The following is a 21,744-nucleotide window of genomic DNA, read 5'->3' on the forward strand; positions in this document are numbered from 1 at the left end:
TGAAAACGTTTGTTAGATGTGATCTGTCACGCACACTATTTTCACAAATAATATTTTACTGGTAGAATAGAATGATAAACAAAGTGAGGAAGAAGCTTAAAATGAGTTTAAAAATTTTATCTACAGCACATTATGTACCCGAACGGGTGGTTGATAACGATGAGTTATCCAAAATTATGGATACAAATGATGAGTGGATTCAATCCCACACAGGAATTCAAACTCGTCATTATGCCATGGGCGAAGAGAATACATCAAGCTTAGCAGTCGAAGTGGGACAAAAATTATTAAACGAAAGTGGTTTAACGGCTGATCAAATCGATGTTATTATTCTTTCAACGATTACGCCAGACGCTTTAACTCCGGCTACTGCAACCATTGTGCAAGCTAAGTTAGGCGCCAAAAATGCTATTGCTTTTGATATATCGGCTGCTTGTGCTGGATTTGTTTTTGGTTTAAGTACGGCTGAAAAATTTATGCGTTCTGGACGTTACCGAAACGCGATGGTGATTAGTGCGGAAACCAATTCTAAAATGATGGATTTTAAAGATCGGACCTCCGCAGTATTTTTTGGTGACGGAGCGGGTGGTGTAATTATTTCTGCTGATGCGCATAACACAGAAGATTTCTTTATTGACGAAGAATTAGCCACCTTAGCGGAAAAAAATGAGTATATTCATAGCGGCCGAATTCCGGCTTTAACGGCTGTGAAAGCTAATAACTTTCCAACAATCGACGCTTTTTTCCAAAGTGGACGAGATGTTTTTAGTTTTGCTACCGGAGTAGTTCCTCCTCAAATGGTAGAAATTTTAAATCGAAATGATTTACATGATAAGGTTGATTACGTAATCTGTCATCAAGCTAACTTAAGAATTATTGAAAAGATTTCTGAAACGATTAACATTCCAATGGAAAAATTTGTTACGAATGTTGAACAATATGGAAATACTTCATCAGCTGGAATTCCAATGGCATTGGCTCAACTCCAAGAAAAAGATCCTAATCCTAAAACAGTTTTAATGACTGGGTTTGGTGCGGGTCTGGACTATGGAAGTATGTTGATTAGAATTTAATCATTGGAATTAAAACTAAACTGTGGTTCGTAATGTGGACCACAGTTTTTTAGTATCTTCATGTAAAAATTTTTAATGGGATTAAGACTTGCAACTAGTTAGAAAATGAATAACAATGAAGTAGAGTTGAACGATAAGATTGAATTAATATTGAGCAGGGAGAGAAAAGAATTGGCTAAATTAGTTTTAATTAGGCATGGGGAAAGTACCGCCAATCGTGATAATATTTATACAGGGTGGTCGGATGTTCCGCTTACTCCGCTTGGTATTAAGCAAGCACAACGAGCAGGAAAATTAATTGCTAAATTAGGAATTAATTTTGATATGGTTCACACTTCAATGCTGAAGCGCGCGATTGTGACTGCTAATATCGTTTTAGATGATCTTAATCAAAATTGGCTACCGATTAATAAGACTTGGCGATTAAATGAACGCCATTATGGGGCTTTAAGGGGACAAAATAAGGATGAGACCCGCCAAATTTATGGTAAGGAGCAGGTTGCTTTATGGCGTCGGAGTTTTGATGCAGTACCACCCCTGCTAGAGCATCCCGATGATGATCGACGATATGCGGTTAATGGAATTTTGAATGAACCACTGGGTGAAAGTTTACATATGGCTTATAATCGCTTGCTACCATACTGGATTGATCAAATTGCTCCTAGATTAATGGAAGGACAAAATCAATTGGTAGTCGCACATGGAAGTTCTTTGCGAGCATTAATTAAATATTTGGAGAACATTTCTGACCAGGGTATTGACGGAGTCGAAGTTGAAAATGGAGAACCCATCATTTACGAATTAAAATCGGATTTATCCATCCAAAATAAAATTATCTTGAAAGAAGCCTAATTATTTAGGCTCTTTTTTTATGCATAAAGTATTGATTTCAGTAAAATGGGACAATTTTGTCTCTATGCGACAAAATAGTGCGTACTTCTATAAATGTCATAATTCACTTATATTATCTATATCGTTTGAGAGAGAAAATATGAGGTGAGATAATGATTAATCAAAAATCTAAAGCTAATTTTGCTTTATTTGCTTTGGCAGTAATATTTTTTGCGGTTGGTGTCACAGAATTTATTAGCGTGGGGGTACTACCAGCAATTTCAAAAAGTTTTATGATTACGACTTCGACAGCCGGACTAATAACTACTATTTATGCTTTAGGAGTAGCATTAGGTGCTCCAATTTTAACAATTTTAACTGCTAAATTTCAGCGGAAAGGAACTATTTTAGGGGCTATTATTATTTTTATAATCGGTCACTTAATTATTGGATTTGCTACCAATTTTGGAGAAGTCATTTTTGGCAGGTTAATAGCTGGTGCTTCACATGGGTTATTGTTTGCGCTCAGTTCGACAATAGCCGCCGAATTAGTTGATGAATCCAGACAAGCGAGTGCAATTGCTTATATTTTTACGGGTTTCACAATTGCGACAGCACTGGGTGCTCCATTGGGGACGGCGGTTAGTACTTATTGGGGATGGCGGATACCTTTTTTGGCGATTGCGACTTTAGGAATAGTAGCATGGATTTTAAATCGAGTAGCTTTACCTAAACAAGCTAGAAAGAATGTAGAAATATCCAGCATAGCAGATCAAGTAAAGTTGATTTTGCATCCACATGTTTTATTAACGCTCCTAATTACCATCTTAGGATATGGTGGTACTTTTGCAACCTTCACGTATTTATCATCAATTTTGCAAAAGATAACCCATGTCCCTGCGAATCAAGTTAGTTTATTCTTAGTGATTTATGGTATAGCTATCGCAATTGGAAATACGCTTGGTGGTAAACTAGGAAATGCTAAACCGATTAACGCTTTATTCGGGATCTTCATCGTTCAAGGGTTAGCTTTATTTGCTTTTTATTTTACAGTTACTAATATATATTTAAGTACTTTAAATATTGTGCTCTTAGGTTTAGTTGCTTTTATGAGCGTTCCGGTTCTACAGTCGTATATTTTAATTTTAGCTAAAAGTTATTCATCTAAAGCAGTTGATGTTGCCTCATCCTTGAATATTTCTGCATTTAGTTTTGGCATTGTAGGTGGGTCTTTCTTAGGAGGAGTTGCACTTGATACTTATGGCTTAAGAAGCACAATGCTACTAGCAGCAGCTATGGTTGCATTAGCAGTTTTATTGATGTTGGTAGAAAATAAATTTGAAAATAAACGTCAGAAATAGTTTTAGAAAATGCTGTCGTTCCAAAAGGACGTGCTAAAATTACCCAGTAGGAGGTTTGGTTAGATGCCTGAAAAAATATATCATGTAGCAGTTGAAGCAACTTTAGATGTAATAGGAGGAAAATGGAAACCCGTCATTCTATGTCATCTAGGAGGTCGTACTCTAAGAACGGGAGAGTTATGTCAGTTGATGCCGGACGTTTCACAAAGAGTATTAACTAGGCAATTGCGCGAACTAGAAGCCGACAATATTGTTCAACGTAAGGTGTACAACCAGGTACCGCCAAAGGTTGAATATTCTTTAACCGAAGAGGGAAAAAGTCTAAGAAATATTTTATTAGCAATGTCAAATTGGGGTAAGGATAAGGTTGAACGTCTGCAAAAACAAGGTAATAGTGTAGAAATTATTGATAACGATCCACATCCCTTTTCAAATATGGAGTAGTAAAAAAGCGACTAGTTAAGGACCGATTTTCATTTGGTCCACAGCTAGTCGCTTTTTTATTGATAAAATTATTTATTAATCTTGATAAGCCAAAGATCCCATTGGGTCCCAAGGTTTCAAAACGGTAGGTGTTTGAGCCTGCGCTTGACGTTGCGCTTCGGTCAAGAATTGTTTTTGAACAACTACTTGGTAACAGTATTCGTCCATCCAAGCATCGGACATTACCATATAGCCTTTTTCACCGACTTTTTTACCCCAACTATTTTCAACTTTCCATTTAGTTGGTTGACCATCGACAAGATCGACACCAGTAAGTACCATAGCGTGAGTCATTAAACTCTCTTTGTAGTCTAAACGTTCAGCTTTAGACATTGAAAGATCGATATCAAACAACTCATCTTCAGCAAAAACATCTAGGTCCAAAAGTCCCTTTTCACGAGCCTCAGAGTGTTGACCAACATCGCAACCAAACCACACTGATTGTCCAGCTTTAAGTTGGTTGATGGCCGCCTGCTTGAAGTCGTCCATAGCAAGGTTTAGATGTTTAACTTGGCGTCCATTTACGACATTGCCAAGCATATCAATTGTATATGTTTGGTTGTAAGGTTTGTCAGCAGTTGGCGCATTAATGATGGAAATATATTCGGAAAGGTTCCAACCTACATACTTATCATAAAATGCTTTAGGCGTAATACCTGCTTCACGATGATAATTTTGATCAGCGTCACGATATTCCCAATCGAATTGAACAGGTGGTTCTCCGAAACTGTAAGAAGCCATGCGATAGACTTCACTAAGCATTTGTTGCTTACGTTCATCAATGTCTGTACGATTTGCTCCTGAATTAACTAAATTACGTAATGTAACTGCATCTTTGCGTAACTTTTCATTTAACAATGTGTCGAATTCACGAGATTTTGAACTATTATAAGTTTCAGGGTAGGCCGATTGAGGAACTACACCGTATTTTTCAATTAATGCGCAAAGCATATCCCATTGGCCACCATCACCTTGAGGTTCATTTAATAAGAAGGCCACTTTACGGTCATCAGTATCAAGCTCGGCCGTATTAATGATATTTTCGTAGAACCAATTTGATTTTTCAAACTTATCCCAGAAAAAAGTATAATTTTGGGATAATTCAAAATTGCCAGGAACTTTGAATTGGTTTTTCATGTCATGGCGCATGGTATTCAAAGCGGCAAACATCCAACAACGACCACTTTGTTTCTGATTCGCAACATCACCGGTATCTAAATCAATTGAAAAAACGGGTGTGCTTTGAACATCAGCTGCAAGGTTACGACTGGAATTAAGAATTCCATTTTTAGTAACTGTGCGTTCAATAACTTTAGCTTCTTTACGACCGTTATATTCTTGTTTAAAACGGTCAATTAAATTTTGTGAAATTTCTTTACTCAATATCTTCAACTCCATCCTAATATTGGTGATGATTATACGCTAATTAAAAAAATTAGTAAATGATTAGAATTATGGTCGAGCAGTCAAAACTTCTGGACCATTTTGGCGTCCAACAATGACAGTATTAACCATGTCAAGGAACAATCCTTGTTCTACAATACCAACTTGTTTGATTAGATAATCTGCTAATTGATGCGGGTGTTTAATTTCACCAAGATGAAGATCAATTACGTAGTTTTTAGAATCGGTTAAAACATATTCGCCAGCATCATTTTTCCTAAATTCAGGATGAAGGCCTTCTTTTTCAAGCTTCTTGAAGACTTGTTTGCTACCATATGGAATTACTTCTAGAGGGAGTGGGAAGGCCCCTAAGTGATCAACCATTTTAGATTCATCTACAATCCACATTACTTTTTTTGAGTTTGTGGCAACAATTTTTTCAAACAAGTGAGCGGCACCGCCACCTTTGATACCTTGGAAGTCAGAACTGATTTCATCAGCTCCATCAATGGTTAAATCAATATGATCAACCTCGTCAACAGATTTAACATTAATGCCTAAGGAACGGGCTTGTTCAGCTGTACGATCGGAAGTTGGGACCCCAACGATATTTAAATTTTCATTTTTAACGCGTTCACCAAGAGCGTCCACCATAAATTTAACAGTAGAACCGGTACCTAAACCCACAGTCATCCCATCTTCAATAAATTTAACGGCTTCTTCGCCAACTAGTTTTTTTAATTCATTTTGATCCATTTCTTAATCTTCCTTTCGACTTACTAAGCTTTGTATTTTAGTTGCTGTAATTTGGTCGTGCATGTTCCATTCGGAAAGTTCCGGATGGTTGAGAAAATATTTTCTTGCAAAGGGACAAAGAGGATAAATTTTCTGGTTATTTTCAATTGCAAAATTAATGAAGTCTTTCATCAATTTGCCACCCCAGCCTTGTCCTCGAACTTCAGGATTAACAAAGACTTCTTCACAGATTAAAGTATCAAGATCGGGAATTTTAGAATAGAGCACATGTCCTACTTGCACACCTTCGGAATTAGTCCAAAAAAGACGGTTTGCTTCGATATTTCTTTCCATACATAAGCCTCCTTTTCCTACAATAATCATTGTCGCCAAGAAAGCGCATAAAGTCAATTGCTTCAACAGATTTCCGTTTACAAAGTGGGTCAATAAAAGGATAATAAAATAAATGATTATTAGGAGGGAAACCGTAATGAGTAGAGGATTTGAAATTATTAGTAAGTATCAAAATCAAGGATTACATTTACCCCAACGACAAACAAAAGCAGCCGCTGGATATGACTTTGAAGCGGCAGAAGATTTTGTGTTGCCAAGTATTTGGAAATTGAATTTTGTGAAGGTTTTGTGGGCCCTACGTCATCAAGAAAATGTAACAGACGAAGTATTAGATGCGGCTCGAGCAGAATTAAAACCATATTTAGTACCAACGGGTATTAAAGCATATATGGAAGATGATGAGTATTTAATGTTGGCCAATCGTTCTAGTAACCCTCTAAAACGTAGTTTGATTTTACCTAATGGGGTAGGAATTGTGGATGCGGACTACTACAATAATGAAAGCAATGAAGGGGCTATTTTTCTCCAACTTGTAAATTATGGAATTACAGATGTAAAAATCAAAAAGGGCGAACGAATTGGTCAGGGAATTTTTATGAAATATTTAGTAGCTGACAACGAAACGGCCTCAGAACAAAAGCGAACTGGTGGGTTTGGTTCGACTAAGTAGTCATTAAAAATCAATAAAGGTCAAACTAATTTTGATTAAATTATAGAAATAAATGCTATCCTAATTGTACGAATTTAAAGTTGAGGGGGGATTTAAAGCTTGGCTAAAGTAAAAACACAGTTTTTGTGTTCAGAATGTGGGTATGTTTCACCTAAATTCTTAGGACGTTGTCCTAATTGTGGAAGATGGAACACTCTGGTTGAAGAGCGGATTAGTGAACCTAAAAATGAACGTAAGAGTCGCGTTAGTTTTGAGGGTAAAAGTAGTAAACCACAATTAATTTCAGAAGTTAAAATGCACGAAGAACCGCGAGTTAAAACAGGGATGGAAGAACTGAACCGAGTACTCGGTGGTGGAGTAGTAGATGGCTCACTAGTTCTAATTGGTGGAGATCCAGGAATTGGTAAGTCGACCCTATTATTACAACTATCTGGGCAATTAGCTGCTACTGATCGAGATGTTTTATACGTGTCTGGGGAAGAAAGTGCTTCACAGATCAAGATGCGCGCCGAACGTTTACAGGTTAACAGTGAACGTTTTTACTTATACCCTGAAACTGATATGTCCAATATTCGTGCGGTCATTGAGGAACTACATCCTCAGTATGTAATTATTGATTCTGTTCAAACCATGCAAGAGCCCGACATTGATTCAGCAGTAGGTAGTGTATCGCAAATTCGAGAAATTACAGCCGAATTAATGCAGATTGCTAAAACAAATAACATTACTATTTTTATTGTTGGTCATGTAACTAAAGGCGGAGCCATTGCTGGTCCTAAAATTTTAGAACATATGGTTGATACAGTACTTTATTTTGAAGGCGATTTGCATCATACGTATCGAATTTTACGAGCGGTTAAAAATCGATTTGGTTCTACGAATGAATTGGGAATTTTCGAAATGCGAGAGGAAGGGCTTCGAGAAGTAGCCAATCCTTCGGAAATCTTTTTAGAGGAACGCCTGCAAGATGCTAACGGTTCCGCTATTGTGGTTTCGATGGAAGGTACTCGACCAATTTTGGTCGAAATTCAAGCTTTGATTACGCCTACCATTTTTGGGAATGCTCAGCGGACTGCTAGCGGGTTGGATCGTAACCGAGTCTCATTAATTATGGCAGTTTTAGAAAAAAGGGCTAATTTAACGTTGCAGAACCAAGACGCCTACTTAAAGGCTGCTGGCGGAGTGAAATTGGATGAGCCAGCAATTGATTTGGCAATTGCGATGAGTATTGTATCGAGTTTTAAGAATCAAGGGACGAGACCGACTGATAGCTTTGTTGGCGAAATTGGTTTAACTGGTGAAATCCGACGGGTTAATCGGATTGAACAACGGGTTGCCGAAGCTCAAAAACTAGGTTTTCAACGAATTTTAATTCCTAAGAATAATTTGAAGGGTTGGAATCCACCTAAAGGGATTGAAGTAGTAGGAGTAACAACGATTACGGACGCAATTCGGAAGGCGTTTAATTAGAAAGGAGGTGAATTAAAATGAAAAATATTAAAAAACGAATTGTCCAAGCGGTGTTTGCTTTAGCTGGTGGTACTTTAGGAATGTCGTATCTACCAGTTGTTTGGTCATTATCAAATTTGGATAAGTTTATTTTATTAAACAATCGCGTAACGGGCTTTGTTATTGGTGCAATTATTTTCTGGGTTCTATCTATCTTTTTGGCTGGTTATGTATTGAGTTTAATGAGACGAGCAGAAAAAATGTTAACTAAATCTTCGCCAATCTATTTAATTACTAGTGGTGTTGGAACGGTCATTGGATTGGTCATTGCTATTTTAATTTCCACTTTATTTTATCGATCAGATGTCTTCTTTATTAATACGATGATTCCATTAATTTTAATGTTGATTTTGGGTTATTTAGGTTTTCGAATTGGAACAACTCGGCTAAACGAATGGAAAAAATTATTCCAAGTTCGCAAACGTGATTTAAATAATCAAGATCAAGTGTTGGAGCGTCGAGCAGGTGAAAATTACCATCATTACAAGATTTTAGATACTAATATCTTAATTGATGGGCGAGTATACGATTTAGTAAAAACTGGATTGTTAGAGGGAACTTTATTAGTTCCTAACTTTGTCTTATACGAACTACAATACATTGCCGATTCTGCTGATAGCATCAAGCGGGTGCGTGGACGCCGAGGCTTAGACTTCTTAAACAAGCTTCAAAATGAAAAGATTATGCCAATTGAAATGTACGATGGCGATTATGAAGAAATTGAAGAAGTCGATAGCAAACTAATCCAACTTGCTAAGGACAAGGACGCCGTAATTGTGACGAACGATTATAACTTGAATAAAGTTAGTCAATTTCAGAATGTCCAAGTATTAAATATCAACGAGTTGGCTAATGCGTTGAAACCACGAGTAATTCCAGGTGAAACGATGAAAGTACACGTCGTTAAGAATGGTACAGAACGTCAACAAGGGGTTGCCTATTTGGACGACGGGACGATGGTTGTTGTGGAAGATGGTAAGTTTTATATCAGTGAAACAATTGACGTCGTAGTTACGAGCGCAATTCAAACTGATGCGGGTCGAATGATTTTTGCTAAACCGGTTCACTCCACTAAGGAAATTACCCATAGCAAAGATAAGACAGAATAGACTTTATTTATTATTGATATCAATGTAGAATGAAAACATTGTGACATAATTTTTGGAGAGGTGTTAATTTTGGCAAAGCAAAAGATTCGAGTACGTTATGCTCCAAGTCCAACGGGACATTTGCATATCGGAAATGCACGAACAGCCTTATTTAATTATTTGTTTGCTCGTCATTACAAAGGTAAATTTATTCTTAGAATTGAAGATACTGACCAAAGTCGGAATATCGCTGACGGAGAAAAAAGTCAGATCGATAACCTAAAATGGTTGGGAATGGATTGGGATGAAGGTCCTGATAAACCGGGAGAATACGGTCCTTATCGTCAATCTGAACGTAAAGGTATATATCAACCACTAATTGATCAGTTAGTTGCTGAAGGTAAAGCATATGAATCATATATGACTGAAGAAGAACTAGCTGCTCAACGTGAAGAGCAAAAGGCAAATGGTGAAATGCCTCATTATGTTGATGAATATGCTGGATTATCACCTGAACAAAAAGAACAAAAAATTGCTGATGCTAAGGCAGCAGGAATTGAACCTGTAATTCGTTTTAAGGTGCCTACCAACACTACTTACGAATGGGATGATTTGGTTAAGGGTCATATTTCATTTGAATCTGAAACAATTGGTGGCGATTTTGTCATTCAAAAGCGTGATGGAATGCCAACTTACAACTTTGCGGTAGTTGTTGATGATCACATGATGGAAATTAGCCATGTTTTCCGTGGGGATGACCACGTTGCAAATACTCCTAAACAATTGATGATTTATGAAGCTTTAGGATGGGGTGCTCCCCAATTTGGTCACATGAGCTTAATTATCAATACTGAAACAGGTAAGAAGTTAAGTAAACGTGATGAATCTATTCTTCAATTCATCGAACAATATCGTAGTTTAGGATATCTACCAGAAGCAATGTTGAACTTTATTATCTTGCTCGGCTGGTCACCAGTGGGAGAAAGTGAAATCTTTACTCTACGTGAATTCGTTAAGATGTATGATGAAAAGCGTTTGAGTAAGTCACCTGCTGCTTTTGATGCTAAGAAATTGGAATGGATTAACAACCAATATGTTAAAGCTGCTGATGAAGATCGTATCATGCACTCAGCACTCCTTCAATTGATTAATGCCGGTAAGATTGAAAAGAACCCAGCACCAATGAAGGTAGAATGGGCACGTAAGTTAATCAACTTATTTAAGCGTCAAATGAGTTATACAGCGCAAATTGTTGAATTTACAGAATTATTCTTTAATGGTCCTGAAAATATCGATGAAGAGGCTAAAGAAGAATTGGCCACGGATGATGCTCTTCCAGTATTAAAAGCATTGGAAAAACAATTCAGTGATTTGCCAGTCTTTGATACAGTTAACATTTTGGCAGCTATTAAGGCGGTTCAAAAGGAAACTGGAATTAAGGGTCGCAAACTTTGGATGCCAATTCGAATTGCTATTACCCATGAAATGCATGGACCAGAACTTCCAGAAAGTTTGGAATTATTAGGTTATGAATTATCAATGCAACATTTACGGGCAATGATTGAAGAATTAAGCTAAATATGAAAGAAGAACTTCAATAAAGTTAGGTGGGAGACATGGACTCCGCTACCAAACGTTGATGCTTGGCTCAGCGACTAAAACTTTTTTGAAGCTCTTCTTTTTTATATTCACTTTGCGTTGCATACTCTTTTCAATTATCATTAGAGGTAGCTAAAAATCCCCGTAGGGAGTGAAAAAATGATTAAAATTTATAATACAATGTCTAGAACTAAAGAAACTTTCAAGCCTTTAGTGGATCATAAGGTATCAATGTACGTTTGTGGACCGACGGTATACAACTATATTCATATTGGCAACGCGCGTAGTATTATTGCCTTTGACACCATCAGGAGATATTTTGAATATCGCGGATTTGAAGTGAAATTTGTTTCAAATTTTACTGATGTTGACGATAAAATGATTAATTCAGCTCGTGAACAAGGTATTACAGTTCCAGAATTAGCGGATCGTTATATTGGAGCTTTTAAAGAAGATGTCCAAGCTGTTAATGTAGAACCAGCGACGCTTAATCCACGGGCTACTGAGAATATCGATGATATTATCGCATTTATTGCAGATTTGATGGACAAGGGCTTTGCCTATGCGGTAGATGGCGATGTATACTATCGGGCACGTAAGTTTTCAAAGTATGGTGCCCTTTCGCACCAAAATATTGATGAATTAGAACAGGGTGCGAGCCAACACGTAGATGATGAAGAAACAGCTCGTAAAGAAGATCCAATTGATTTTGCGTTGTGGAAGGCAGCTAAGGGTGATGAAATTGCTTGGAAAGCACCATGGGGGATCGGACGCCCTGGATGGCATATTGAATGTTCAGTAATGTCAACCAAATATCTAGGAGATACTTTTGATATTCATGGTGGAGGAGAAGACCTTCAATTTCCGCATCATGAAAATGAAATTGCTCAAAGTGAAGCCAAAACTGGTAAACAGTTTGCTAGATACTGGATGCATAATGGTTTTGTCACAGTCGGTGATGATAATGAAAAGATGAGTAAATCTTTGGGAAACTTTGTTACGGTGCACGATTTAGTTCAAAAAATAAATCCCCAAGTCTTACGTTTCTTAATGTCGACTACTCAATATCGACGCCCAATTCAATATACACAAGCAAGTTTACAAGACGCTAAAAACAATCTAGAAAAGCTGCAAAATGCTTTTATCAATTTGAATTATCGTTTGCAAGGTGCTCAAGGGGCAGCTGACGCAACGGTTGCTGAACAGGCTGCTCAATTAGAAACAGACTTTATTACAGCGATGGATGATGACTTTAATGCGCAAAATGGGATTACCGTTGTTTACGAGTTTGCGCGCTTAATCAATGTATATAGTGAAAAAACAGCCGTGAATGCTGAGCAAATTAATCAATTATTAACCAGCTATGCTAAAATGGCAGCTGTTTTTGGGATTGAATTGAAACAGATTGAAAATGATGATGCTGAAATTGATGAATTAGTTAAACAACGCGATCAAGCTCGTGCAGACCGCGATTTTGAGACTAGTGATCGATTACGTAATCAATTAAAAGAAATGGGTGTTATCTTAGAGGATACGCCACAAGGAACACGTTGGAGAAAAAAAGATGAGTGAAGAGTTTAATTACCAAGCAATTAATGGAATTGCATTAGCTTATTTGGGTGATGCGGAGTACGAAGTTTTTATTAGAAGACATCTAATTAAACAGGGGCTCACCCGGCCTAATCGGTTACATCACGTTGCAACCAGATATGTATCTGCTAAAGCACAAGCAGCTTTAATTAACGCAATGGAAGCAGAAAATTTTCTTACTGAAAAAGAAATCGAAGCTTTCAAAAAGGGGCGTAATGCTAAAAGTCATACGTCTGCAAAAAACACATCAGTCCTTACTTACCGAATTTCAACGGGATTTGAGGCAATTGTTGGATATCTATCATTGACGAATCAAACTGAACGTTTAGCTGAATTTGCTCAATGGTGTATTGAAAAAGTCGAGGAAGGAAATTTACGTATTGAATAATTCAAATGAAACGCAACAACCAGATTTTGTCATTGGCCGCCATCCAGCAATGGCTAGTTTGCAAAGTGATCATTCAATTAACAAGGTTTTTATTCAAGAAGGGCTAAAATCGGATGGAATTGGACAAATTATTGCTAAAGCAAAAAAACAAGGTCTGGTAATTCAACGAGTTACTAAGTCGAAATTGGATACATTATCGAACGGACAAAATCACCAAGGGGTGGTACTAGCGGTTGCATCCTTTGAATATGCTGAATTAGATGATATCTTCAAGTTAGCTAAAGCACGCGAAGAGGAACCCTTCATTTTAATTTTAGATGGAATTGAAGACCCGCATAACTTAGGTTCAATTTTAAGAACGGCAGATGCAGCAGGCGTTCACGGAGTAATTATTCCAAAACGACGGGCAGTTGGTTTAACCAGTACCGTAGCCAAAACTTCTGCGGGAGCAATTGAACGAGTTCCTGTCGTCCAAGTTAGCAACTTAGTTAACGCGATTAAAGAACTTAAAGAACGTGGACTTTGGATTTTTGGTACTGATATGAAGGGAACGGATTATCGCCGCTGGGATGCAAAAGGGGCGGTAGGTTTGATTATCGGTAACGAAGGAAAAGGTATGGCCCGCCTAACTAAGGATAATGTGGACGAAATGTTAACGATTCCGATGGTTGGTGAAATTCAAAGTTTAAATGCAAGTGTAGCAGCCGGACTTTTAATTTACCAAGGCTATAATTCAAGACATCAACTTTAAAAATTAGAAACGAATGATTGGAATGCCAATTATTCGTTTTTTATTTACGAAAAATGCGGTTAGAAAATTTTAACAACCTTGCTAAGATCGTTTCCATTGAAACAGGGAGGAAGCGTAATGGCGAAACAAGGTAGTTTGGAAGAATTGGATGAGCTTGAAATAGTTCAACAAATAAAAAACAATGATTCAAGTAATTTTGAAATTCTATTTAAGCGATATATTCCAATTATTAAAAAATTAAGAACAAGATATTCGATTCGTAATCTAGAATGGGATGATTGGTTGCAAGAAGGACGCATCGTTTTCTTCAACTCGGTAGTTAATTTTGATGAAAATTTAAAAATTACTTTGGGGGCTTTTTTTCGAACTAATTTTACTAATCGAATTTATAGTATCTTAAGATTTGAGATGGCCTATAAAAGAAAAGCGGGTCTGACGGCGCAATCGATAGAAAGTGTTGATGGTGATTTAGAAACAGCAACTAAGAAAATTTCTAAGATTACACCGCATAGTAATTTAGTCATTAAGGAGAGTTATGCGGAATATGAATCATTGTTATCAAAATTTGAAAAAGAAGTTTCAGTGCTGTTGTTTAAAGGAAATTGCCCAGAAGAAATTGCGGAAAAACTTGGTTATGAGGTGATTAAGATCCAAAATGCGATAGTACGGTGTAAACAAAAATTAAGTGAACAAATGTATGGTCGCCCTTAATTGACAATCAGGGTTGCACATGCTAAAGTTTAATTTCGATAAGGAGGGATTTTTTATGTCCCAAAAGAAAGTAGCTTTAGCATGTACTGTTTGTGGTTCAAGAAACTACACAGTAGCAGCTAACCCGCAAAGAACAGACCGTTTAGAGGTTAATAAGTACTGTAAACGTTGTAACAAACACACTTTACACAGTGAAACAAGATAGGAGGCGTATTAAATGTTTCGATTTTTTAAGAGCATTGGTCAAGAGATGCGAGAAGTTGACTGGCCTAATTTTAAACAGTTAAGAAAAGACTCTTCCACTGTTATTTCAACATCGGTATTTTTTATAGCCTTCTTAGCTTTAGCCGATTGGCTAATTCAATTGTTCCTTAAGCTATTTGTATAATGGCATAAGGTCGATTATTTTGTTATAATTTAATTTGTTGATAGAAACTTCGTGCTTACGGAGTTTTTTTATTTTGGAAAAGGAGCGCTTAACTTGGAAACTGAAGAAAAAAACTGGTATGTGTTACATACATATTCTGGATATGAAAATAAAGTTAAAAATAACTTGGATTCACGTGCTAAATCAATGGGGATGGCGGAATATATTTTCCGAGTAGTTGTTCCCGAAGAAGAAGAAGTTGAAACTAAAAATGGGGAAGACAAGATTGTTAAGAAGAATGAATTTCCTGGCTATGTTTTGGTTGAAATGATTATGACTGATGATTCTTGGTACGTGGTTCGTAATACACCAGGAGTTACTGGATTTATTGGTTCCCATGGTTCTGGTAGTAAACCAACTCCACTTTTACCAGATGAAGTTGAACGTATTCTTCGTCGCCTAGGAATGACTGCTCGTCATGCTGATATCGAAGTTGAAGTAGGCGAATTAGTTAAGATCGTCGACGGTGCTTTTGAAGGTTTGACTGGTAAGATTACTGAAGTCGATAATAACAACATGAAGGTTAAAGTTAACATCGATATGTTCGGTCGAGAAACTAGTACAGAACTAGATATCGAACAAATTGATAAAATTGACTAGATTTTAATTTGAACAAACATTTCGGGTGTGGTATTATATCGTAGTATGCCTTGCATACTCAATGTGGGAGAAGAAATATAAATCTTCATCGTGACCACACACGGACTTATTTTAAGGAGGTATGTCTCGTGGCAAAGAAAGTAGCAAACATTGTTAAATTGCAAATTCCTGCAGGAAAAGCAACTCCAGCTCCACCGGTTGGACCAGCACTTGGACAAGCAGGTATCAATATTATGGGATTTACAAAGGACTTTAACGCACGTACAGCTGACCAAGCTGGCTTGTTAATTCCTGTTGTAATCACAGTTTACGAAGACCGTTCATTCGACTTCGTTACAAAGACACCACCTGCTTCAGTTCTTTTGAAGAAAGCTGCTGGTGTAGAACACGGTTCTGGTGAACCTAACACGAACAAAGTAGCAACAGTTACTTCTGCTCAAGTTAAGGAAATCGCTGAAACAAAAATGCAAGATCTAAACGCTGCAGACGTTGAAGCTGCTATGCGCATGATCGAAGGTACAGCACGTAGTATGGGATTCGTAGTCGAAGGCTAATACACGCACTGTCGGATACTCCACTAAAGTGGATGTATCAAAGTGGGAGGAAAATCCGCTATAACCACATTTGCTAGGAGGAAAACACACAGATGGCTAAAAAAGGTAAAAAGTTTCAAGACGCTGCAAAACAAGTAGAAGCTCTTAAGGCTTATGCTCCAAAAGAAGCGCTTGAATTAGTTAAGAAAATTGATTTTGCAAAGTTCGACGCTACTGTTGAAACAGTATACAAGTTGAACGTTGACACAAAGCAAGCTGACCAACAACTTCGTGGTGCCGTTGTTTTACCAAACGGTACTGGTAAAGAACAAACAGTTATTGTATTTGCTAAGGGTGCTAAGGCTGAAGCAGCTAAAGCAGCTGGTGCAGATGTTGTTGGTGACGACGACTTAGTACAACGTATCCAAGACGGATGGTTAGACTTTGACGTTGCAATCGCAACACCAGACATGATGGGACAAGTAGGTCGTTTAGGTCGCGTATTGGGACCTAAGAACTTAATGCCTAACCCTAAGACTGGTACAGTTACTATGGATGTTGAAAAGGCTGTTGCTGATTCTAAGTCTGGTAAGGTTACATACCGTACAGACCGTGACGGTAATGTTCATGTGCCAATTGGTAAAGTATCATTTGATGTTGACCAATTACTTGGTAACTTACAAACAATCAACGATACAATCGTTCGTTTACGTCCTGCATCTGTTAAGGGTGCTTACGTACAAAACGTATCAGTTGCATCAACATTTGGACCAGGAGTTAAGGTTGACTTTTCTCAATTCTAAAATCTCTTGATTTGTTCCAAACGCTGTGATATATTACTAAGAGTGAATTATAACTGAATAATTTACCTAAGACTCAGGTGGCCAGGTTTGGCCTTAATATATTGCCTGCCGAGGAACGTATGAAACTATTCGTGTCTCAGAGTCTTTCTGGGGTACGAATTTTTTTATGGTTCAACAATCATTCAGGAGGTGAAATACATTGAGTAAAGAAGCTATCGCACAAAAAGCTGCAATCGTTGATGAAGTTGCTGAACAATTAAAGGAATCCGTTTCTGCTATTGTTGTTGATTCACGTGGTTTAACTGTTGCTGAAGTAACAGACTTACGTAAACAACTTCGTGACGCTGGTATCAAGCTACGCGTTATCAAAAACAAAGTGTTGACACGTGCTGCTGAAAAAGCTGGTTTTGAAGGTATGGACGACGTGTTCGTTGGTCCTTCAGCCGTTGCTTTCTCAGAAGAAGACGCTGTTGCACCTGCTAAGATTTTGAAGACTTTTGCTGACAGTAATGACAACCTTTCAATTAAGGGTGGTATTATTGAAGGTGAAGTTGCTGATATCGATACAATTAATACATTCGCTACATTGCCTAGTCGTGAAGACTTGCTTGCAATGCTTGCTAATGAATTTATGTCACCTGTACGTGACGTTGCATATGCACTTAAAGCTGTTGCTGACAAGAAGTCTGAAGAAGACGCTGCATAAGCAAATAACATTTAATTATAATTAATTTGGAGGAAACAAAAATGGCATTAGATAAAGACCAATTTATTGAAGACTTAAAAGGTGCTTCAATTACTGATTTAAACGATCTTGTTAAAGCAATCGAAGACGAATTCGGCGTTTCAGCTGCTGCTCCAGTTGCTGCAGCAGGTGCTGCTGGTGGCGCTGCTGAAGCTAAGACTTCATTCAACGTTGAACTTACTTCAGGTGGTTCAGCTAAGATCAAAGTTATCAAAGCAGTTCGCGAAATCACAGGTGCTGGCTTGAAAGACGCTAAGGACATGGTAGACAACGCTCCTTCTGTAATTAAAGAAGACGTTTCTGAAGACGAAGCAAACGAACTTAAAGCTAAGCTTGAAGAAGCTGGCGCAACTGTAGAAGTTAAGTAATTTAATTTCTTAAGTTATTAAAAGAGCTATTTCCATTTGGATGGAAATAGCTCTTTTTTTGTTTTAAAAAATATTCAAATAAAGACTTTTTGATAAATAGGATGACAGAGCGTTACAAAAAATCCAACTTCTAAAATGGAAGTTGGATTTTTTTATTTGGATTTAAATGTTGTAATCTTCATCACTCATAGTTTCCACATTACCTAAACGATAACCGTTACCAACTTGTGAGAAGAAGTCATGGTTAGAAGTTCCAGTTGAAATCCCATTCATTACGATGGGATTAACATCAGCTTCAGTATCAGGGAACAATGGGTCTTGCCCTAAATTCATGAGGGCTTTGTTAGCATTATAACGCGTGAAGGTAAGAACTTCATCAGTCCAACCAACTTGGTCATACAAAGTATGAACATATTTTTCTTCGTTATCATATAAATCGTATAAGAAGTTATACATCCAATCCTTTATTTCTTGCTGTTCATTTTCACCAAGCTCTTTAAGGCCTAATTGGAATTTGTAACCAATATAAGTTCCATGAACTGATTCATCACGAAGAATTAGTTTAATAATCTCAGCCACATTGTTTAGTTGATTATGACCTAAGTAATAAAGGGGGGTGAAGAAACCAGAGTAGAATAAGAAAGTTTCTAAAAATACACTCGAAATCTTTTTCTTCAAAGGATGTTCATCATCATGATATAACTCATAGATTCGTTTAGTTTTATTTTGAAGGAATTCTTCTGAATCACTCCAAGCAAAAATTTCATCAATTTCAGAGGGAGTATTTAAAGTCTCAAAGATTGATGAATAACTCTTAGCATGGACCGATTCCATAAATTGAATGTTATTTAACACTGCTGTCTCGTGAGGAGTACGAATATCCTTTCTGAGAGCTGCCATTCCATCTTGTGATTGAAGAGTATCTAACAGAGTTAGACCGCCAAATACGTGACCTACGACCCATTTGTGGTCTTCATCTAATTCACGCCAGTCACTAAGATCATTTGAAATTGGAATACGGGTATCAAGCCAAAATTGTTCAGTCAACTTTTCCCAAGTAGCTTTATCAATTTGGTCTGAAATGGCATTCCAGTTGATTGCTTCATAGTTTTCCATTAAAAAATCCTCCACTTATTTAAATTGAACAGCTTTCACATTGATTTACGCCAACTTCACCATCATTATCTGTGAAGGTACGAACGTAGTAGATGGACTTGATACCTTCATGATGGGCATAGTTACGAAGGATATTAAGATCACGAGTGGTCATTTTATCAGTGCGGCCTTCCTTCCAATCATAAATTCCAGCTGGAATTGTTGAACGCATGAAGAAGGTCATACTCATCCCTTGGTCAACATGTTGTTGGGCAGCAGCGTAAATATCAATAACTTTACGCATATCAATGTCGTAAGCTGATTGGTAATATTTTAACGTATCATTGGAAAGATATGGAGCTGGGAAGTAAATTTTCCCAATTTTCTTTTCTTGACGCTCTTCAATTTTGTTAACAATGGGTTGAAGACTAGCTGTCGCATCGTTGATATAAGAGATTGAACCAGTAGGAGCAACTGCCATTCGATTTTGGTGATAAAGTCCTTCAGCCATCACATCAGTTTTAAGTTGTTTCCAATCTTCAACGCTTGGAATTTCAATTCCATTAAATAACTCTTTAACTCGATTGGATTTAGGTCCAAAATCATTTTCTACATATTTATCAAAGTAAGAACCATCAGCATATTTGCTTTTATCAAAGTTGTGGAAAACTTGATTCTTTTCTTTGGCAATCTGGTTAGAAGCTTTTAGAGTCCAATAGTTCAACAGCATAAAGTAAACACTAGTGAATTCAATCGAATCTGCTTCACCATAGTAAAGGTGGTTCTTAGCTAAGTAACCATGGAGTCCCATTGCTCCAAGACCAATGGTATGAGCAAGAGCATTTCCATTTTGGATAGAAGGAACAACGTCAATATCAGAATGATCCGTAACAAAAGTTAGTGCTCTAACCATAGTTTCGACCGATTTACCGAAGTGGGGCGTTTGCATCATATTAACAATGTTTGTTGAACCAAGGTTACAACTGATATCAGTTCCTAGTTTCGTATAGTTTTGCTTGTTATCAATTACGGATGGAGTTTGTACTTGCATAATTTCTGAGCAGAGATTACTCATTACAATTTTTCCATAAATTGGATTTTCTCGATTAGCCGTATCAACGTTAACAATGTAAGGATAGCCAGATTCCTGTTGAAGTTTAGAAATTTCATTTTCGATGTTACGGGCTTTAACTTTGAATTTCTTAATAGCAGGGTTTTTGACCATGTTGTCGTATTCTTTAGTAATATCGACGTAGGCGTAAGGTTCACCGTAAACTTTTTCCACACTATAAGGACTAAATAGATACATATCTTCGTCGTGTTTGATGAGGTCATAAAATTTATCGGGAACGACTACACCAAGTGAGAGGGTTTTAACCCGTATCTTTTCGTCGGCATTTTCCTTTTTAGCTGAAAGGAAAGATACAATGTCGGGATGGAAAACGTTTAGATATACAACACCAGCTCCCTGACGTTGTCCTAATTGATTGGCATAAGAAAAACTATCTTCTAGTAGTTTCATAACCGGAACCACACCGCTAGCAGCGCCTTCAATCCCCTTGATTGGTGCTCCCGCCTCACGAAGGTTAGTGAGGTTGATTCCGACCCCGCCACCTAATTTAGAAAGTTGAAGAGCAGAATTAATCGTACGACCAATCGAGTTCATATCGTCATTAGCTTGAATTAAGAAACATGAAACTAACTCTCCTCGATGCTTACGACCGGCATTTAAAAAACTAGGAGTAGCTGGTTGATAGCGTTGGTGAATGATTTCATCGGCAATATTCATGGCCAATTCTTCATTACCATCAGCAAAGTAGAGAGCGTTCATAGCCACGCGGTCGATGAAGTTTTCTAAATAATATTCGTTATTATTCGTTTTTAAGGCATATTGAGCGTAAAACTTATAAGCTGCCATAAACGATTGAAAGTGGAAGTCTTGTTGCTTTAAGAAGTCGTACAGTTTTTCGATAAAATCGAATGAATATTCTTCAACGAGGGCAGCCTCGATATAGTCTTCTTTGAGGAGGTAATCGAAACGTTCACGTAGAGAATCAAATTGCATGGTGTTAGCTTGAACATTCTCTTTTAGAAATGCAGCTAGAGCTTCACGATCCTTGCTTAGGGGAATTTGGTTATCAACAGGGATGTTAATTTCATTGTTTAAATCATAGTAAGTAACATCTTTTAGATCTTTTAAAGTCATAATTCGAATCCTCTCTTCAATCAAGTGAAATAAAAAAACGCTCCGCATTTACAATGTACGAATGGGGCGTCTTGAACATCTGAGTTAGCGTTGGTGGAGAACTAAATTGCTAATTTTTTTAGTAAATCAGGTCTAAAACCAGCCACAGCTTTTTCTTCAGAAAATTGAACGACTGGTACGGCTTGGAAGCCTTTAGCTTTTAAAGTGTCGATATATTCTGGATTTGCATTGATATTACGTTCTTCAAAAGTAACCCCGTTTTCGGATAAGAAGCGTTTAGTCATTTTGCATTGAATGCAGTTATTTTTAGTGTACACAATTATTTTTCTCATAATACTGATCCCCCTTGTCTCATTTATCATGGAACTAAGTATACAACATTTATTACTAAATTTGAAATAAAAAAGCACAATATGTAGAGGATATATTTTTACAATCCCA

25 protein-coding genes and 1 other annotated feature are annotated in these 21,744 nt (G+C 37.3%); of the genes, 19 read left to right on the forward strand and 6 right to left on the reverse strand.

Annotated elements, in window-relative coordinates; all coding sequences use genetic code 11:
* Positions 1 to 101: 101 nt before the first annotated feature.
* The 4 genes from IV86_RS03520 (at position 102) to IV86_RS03535 (ending at position 3,709) form a co-directional block, all read left to right on the forward strand.
* Complete coding sequence (locus IV86_RS03520) at positions 102 to 1,073, forward strand: beta-ketoacyl-ACP synthase III (RefSeq protein ID WP_002833240.1); 972 nt, start codon at positions 102 to 104, stop codon at positions 1,071 to 1,073.
* A 171-nt stretch (positions 1,074 to 1,244) separates the two neighbouring features.
* Entirely contained in the window at positions 1,245 to 1,925 is a 681-nt protein-coding gene (locus tag IV86_RS03525; RefSeq protein ID WP_002833241.1) for a 2,3-bisphosphoglycerate-dependent phosphoglycerate mutase, read from the forward strand.
* Between the two features lie 152 nt (positions 1,926 to 2,077).
* Positions 2,078 to 3,265 carry an MFS transporter gene (locus IV86_RS03530; protein WP_002833242.1) on the forward strand — a complete coding sequence of 396 codons (1,188 nt, stop codon included), beginning with the start codon at positions 2,078 to 2,080 and terminating at the stop codon, positions 3,263 to 3,265.
* A gap of 63 nt (positions 3,266 to 3,328) precedes the next feature.
* Positions 3,329 to 3,709 carry a winged helix-turn-helix transcriptional regulator gene (locus IV86_RS03535; RefSeq protein ID WP_002833243.1) on the forward strand — a complete coding sequence of 127 codons (381 nt, stop codon included), beginning with the start codon at positions 3,329 to 3,331 and terminating at the stop codon, positions 3,707 to 3,709.
* Positions 3,710 to 3,784: 75 nt separating this feature from the next.
* Here the strand turns inward: IV86_RS03535 and IV86_RS03540 are convergent, their stop codons facing one another.
* The 3 genes from IV86_RS03540 to IV86_RS03550 form a co-directional block, all read right to left on the reverse strand.
* Positions 3,785 to 5,131, reverse strand: coding sequence for a C1 family peptidase (locus IV86_RS03540; protein WP_002833244.1), 1,347 nt, complete (start codon positions 5,129 to 5,131; stop codon positions 3,785 to 3,787).
* A gap of 69 nt (positions 5,132 to 5,200) precedes the next feature.
* A complete protein-coding gene (gene rpiA, locus IV86_RS03545; protein WP_002833245.1) occupies positions 5,201 to 5,887 on the reverse strand; it encodes a ribose-5-phosphate isomerase RpiA in 687 nt (228 codons plus the stop codon).
* A 3-nt stretch (positions 5,888 to 5,890) separates the two neighbouring features.
* The gene (locus IV86_RS03550; RefSeq protein ID WP_002833246.1) at positions 5,891 to 6,220 is read right to left on the reverse strand and encodes a GNAT family N-acetyltransferase; all 330 of its coding nucleotides are present in this window, start codon (positions 6,218 to 6,220) and stop codon (positions 5,891 to 5,893) included.
* 136 nt (positions 6,221 to 6,356) lie between these two features.
* Here IV86_RS03550 and IV86_RS03555 point away from each other — a divergent pair, with 136 nt between their 5' ends.
* The 15 genes from IV86_RS03555 to rplL all read left to right on the forward strand — a co-directional run bounded on the left by IV86_RS03555 (position 6,357) and on the right by rplL (position 18,002).
* Complete coding sequence (locus IV86_RS03555; RefSeq protein ID WP_002833247.1) at positions 6,357 to 6,890, forward strand: dCTP deaminase/dUTPase family protein; 534 nt, start codon at positions 6,357 to 6,359, stop codon at positions 6,888 to 6,890.
* A 99-nt stretch (positions 6,891 to 6,989) separates the two neighbouring features.
* A complete protein-coding gene (gene radA / locus IV86_RS03560; RefSeq protein WP_002833248.1) occupies positions 6,990 to 8,360 on the forward strand; it encodes a DNA repair protein RadA in 1,371 nt (456 codons plus the stop codon).
* A gap of 17 nt (positions 8,361 to 8,377) precedes the next feature.
* On the forward strand, positions 8,378 to 9,508 hold the full coding sequence (locus IV86_RS03565; RefSeq protein WP_002833249.1) for a PIN/TRAM domain-containing protein: 1,131 nt from the start codon (positions 8,378 to 8,380) through the stop codon (positions 9,506 to 9,508).
* A 69-nt stretch (positions 9,509 to 9,577) separates the two neighbouring features.
* Entirely contained in the window at positions 9,578 to 11,065 is a 1,488-nt protein-coding gene (gene gltX / locus IV86_RS03570) for a glutamate--tRNA ligase (RefSeq protein WP_056979362.1), read from the forward strand.
* Positions 11,066 to 11,245: 180 nt separating this feature from the next.
* Positions 11,246 to 12,658, forward strand: coding sequence for a cysteine--tRNA ligase (gene cysS, locus IV86_RS03575; RefSeq protein ID WP_002833251.1), 1,413 nt, complete (start codon positions 11,246 to 11,248; stop codon positions 12,656 to 12,658).
* Positions 12,651 to 13,064 (forward strand): Mini-ribonuclease 3, encoded by a 414-nt coding sequence (locus IV86_RS03580; protein WP_002833252.1) that lies wholly within the window; start codon positions 12,651 to 12,653, stop codon positions 13,062 to 13,064. Before cysS ends, IV86_RS03580 begins: the two co-directional genes overlap by 8 nt.
* Positions 13,057 to 13,815 carry a 23S rRNA (guanosine(2251)-2'-O)-methyltransferase RlmB gene (gene rlmB / locus IV86_RS03585; RefSeq protein WP_002833253.1) on the forward strand — a complete coding sequence of 253 codons (759 nt, stop codon included), beginning with the start codon at positions 13,057 to 13,059 and terminating at the stop codon, positions 13,813 to 13,815. The genes IV86_RS03580 and rlmB overlap by 8 nt, the downstream gene beginning before the upstream one ends.
* 117 nt (positions 13,816 to 13,932) lie before the next feature.
* Positions 13,933 to 14,526, forward strand: a complete 594-nt coding sequence (locus tag IV86_RS03590; protein ID WP_002833254.1) for a competence protein ComX — start codon at positions 13,933 to 13,935, stop codon at positions 14,524 to 14,526.
* A gap of 55 nt (positions 14,527 to 14,581) precedes the next feature.
* A complete protein-coding gene (gene rpmG, locus IV86_RS03595) occupies positions 14,582 to 14,731 on the forward strand; it encodes a 50S ribosomal protein L33 (protein ID WP_011673699.1) in 150 nt (49 codons plus the stop codon).
* 12 nt (positions 14,732 to 14,743) lie between these two features.
* Positions 14,744 to 14,914 (forward strand): preprotein translocase subunit SecE, encoded by a 171-nt coding sequence (gene secE, locus IV86_RS03600; protein ID WP_002833255.1) that lies wholly within the window; start codon positions 14,744 to 14,746, stop codon positions 14,912 to 14,914.
* A 93-nt stretch (positions 14,915 to 15,007) separates the two neighbouring features.
* On the forward strand, positions 15,008 to 15,553 hold the full coding sequence (gene nusG / locus IV86_RS03605) for a transcription termination/antitermination protein NusG (protein WP_002833256.1): 546 nt from the start codon (positions 15,008 to 15,010) through the stop codon (positions 15,551 to 15,553).
* A 128-nt stretch (positions 15,554 to 15,681) separates the two neighbouring features.
* Entirely contained in the window at positions 15,682 to 16,107 is a 426-nt protein-coding gene (rplK, locus tag IV86_RS03610; protein ID WP_002833257.1) for a 50S ribosomal protein L11, read from the forward strand.
* A gap of 92 nt (positions 16,108 to 16,199) precedes the next feature.
* A complete protein-coding gene (gene rplA, locus IV86_RS03615; protein WP_002833258.1) occupies positions 16,200 to 16,889 on the forward strand; it encodes a 50S ribosomal protein L1 in 690 nt (229 codons plus the stop codon).
* Positions 16,890 to 16,936: 47 nt separating this feature from the next.
* Positions 16,937 to 17,063, forward strand: a sequence feature (ribosomal protein L10 leader region).
* A gap of 25 nt (positions 17,064 to 17,088) precedes the next feature.
* The gene (gene rplJ / locus IV86_RS03620) at positions 17,089 to 17,595 is read left to right on the forward strand and encodes a 50S ribosomal protein L10 (RefSeq protein ID WP_002833259.1); all 507 of its coding nucleotides are present in this window, start codon (positions 17,089 to 17,091) and stop codon (positions 17,593 to 17,595) included.
* Between the two features lie 41 nt (positions 17,596 to 17,636).
* Complete coding sequence (rplL, locus tag IV86_RS03625) at positions 17,637 to 18,002, forward strand: 50S ribosomal protein L7/L12 (RefSeq protein WP_002833260.1); 366 nt, start codon at positions 17,637 to 17,639, stop codon at positions 18,000 to 18,002.
* 162 nt (positions 18,003 to 18,164) lie between these two features.
* On the opposite strand, the gene nrdF is transcribed toward rplL, so the two are convergent.
* The 3 genes from nrdF to nrdH all read right to left on the reverse strand — a co-directional run bounded on the left by nrdF (position 18,165) and on the right by nrdH (position 21,635).
* Entirely contained in the window at positions 18,165 to 19,118 is a 954-nt protein-coding gene (gene nrdF, locus IV86_RS03630) for a class 1b ribonucleoside-diphosphate reductase subunit beta (protein ID WP_002833261.1), read from the reverse strand.
* A gap of 19 nt (positions 19,119 to 19,137) precedes the next feature.
* Positions 19,138 to 21,303, reverse strand: coding sequence for a class 1b ribonucleoside-diphosphate reductase subunit alpha (nrdE, locus tag IV86_RS03635; protein WP_002833262.1), 2,166 nt, complete (start codon positions 21,301 to 21,303; stop codon positions 19,138 to 19,140).
* Between the two features lie 101 nt (positions 21,304 to 21,404).
* Positions 21,405 to 21,635: a glutaredoxin-like protein NrdH gene (gene nrdH / locus IV86_RS03640; RefSeq protein WP_029258121.1), complete on the reverse strand. Its 231-nt coding sequence runs from the start codon at positions 21,633 to 21,635 to the stop codon at positions 21,405 to 21,407.
* Positions 21,636 to 21,744 lie beyond the last annotated feature (109 nt).

This window comes from Pediococcus pentosaceus (assembly GCF_001437285.1).
GTDB classification, from domain to species: domain Bacteria; phylum Bacillota; class Bacilli; order Lactobacillales; family Lactobacillaceae; genus Pediococcus; species Pediococcus pentosaceus.

What these genes read in the sequence shown, in the direction of transcription:
- IV86_RS03555 (WP_002833247.1), top strand. Translation starts at nt 6,357, where the DNA reads ATGAGTAGAGGATTTGAAATTATTAGTAAGTATCAAAATCAAGGATTA.
- rpmG (WP_011673699.1), top strand. Translation starts at nt 14,582, where the DNA reads ATGTCCCAAAAGAAAGTAGCTTTAGCATGTACTGTTTGTGGTTCAAGA.
- rplA (WP_002833258.1), top strand. Translation starts at nt 16,200, where the DNA reads ATGGCTAAAAAAGGTAAAAAGTTTCAAGACGCTGCAAAACAAGTAGAA.
- nrdE (WP_002833262.1), bottom strand. Translation starts at nt 21,303, where the DNA reads ATGACTTTAAAAGATCTAAAAGATGTTACTTACTATGATTTAAACAAT.
- IV86_RS03535 (WP_002833243.1), top strand. Translation starts at nt 3,329, where the DNA reads ATGCCTGAAAAAATATATCATGTAGCAGTTGAAGCAACTTTAGATGTA.
- rpiA (WP_002833245.1), bottom strand. Translation starts at nt 5,887, where the DNA reads ATGGATCAAAATGAATTAAAAAAACTAGTTGGCGAAGAAGCCGTTAAA.
- IV86_RS03520 (WP_002833240.1), top strand. Translation starts at nt 102, where the DNA reads ATGAGTTTAAAAATTTTATCTACAGCACATTATGTACCCGAACGGGTG.
- IV86_RS03530 (WP_002833242.1), top strand. Translation starts at nt 2,078, where the DNA reads ATGATTAATCAAAAATCTAAAGCTAATTTTGCTTTATTTGCTTTGGCA.
- nrdH (WP_029258121.1), bottom strand. Translation starts at nt 21,635, where the DNA reads ATGAGAAAAATAATTGTGTACACTAAAAATAACTGCATTCAATGCAAA.
- IV86_RS03590 (WP_002833254.1), top strand. Translation starts at nt 13,933, where the DNA reads ATGGCGAAACAAGGTAGTTTGGAAGAATTGGATGAGCTTGAAATAGTT.
- IV86_RS03550 (WP_002833246.1), bottom strand. Translation starts at nt 6,220, where the DNA reads ATGGAAAGAAATATCGAAGCAAACCGTCTTTTTTGGACTAATTCCGAA.
- IV86_RS03565 (WP_002833249.1), top strand. Translation starts at nt 8,378, where the DNA reads ATGAAAAATATTAAAAAACGAATTGTCCAAGCGGTGTTTGCTTTAGCT.
- cysS (WP_002833251.1), top strand. Translation starts at nt 11,246, where the DNA reads ATGATTAAAATTTATAATACAATGTCTAGAACTAAAGAAACTTTCAAG.
- nrdF (WP_002833261.1), bottom strand. Translation starts at nt 19,118, where the DNA reads ATGGAAAACTATGAAGCAATCAACTGGAATGCCATTTCAGACCAAATT.
- secE (WP_002833255.1), top strand. Translation starts at nt 14,744, where the DNA reads ATGTTTCGATTTTTTAAGAGCATTGGTCAAGAGATGCGAGAAGTTGAC.
- rplL (WP_002833260.1), top strand. Translation starts at nt 17,637, where the DNA reads ATGGCATTAGATAAAGACCAATTTATTGAAGACTTAAAAGGTGCTTCA.
- IV86_RS03580 (WP_002833252.1), top strand. Translation starts at nt 12,651, where the DNA reads ATGAGTGAAGAGTTTAATTACCAAGCAATTAATGGAATTGCATTAGCT.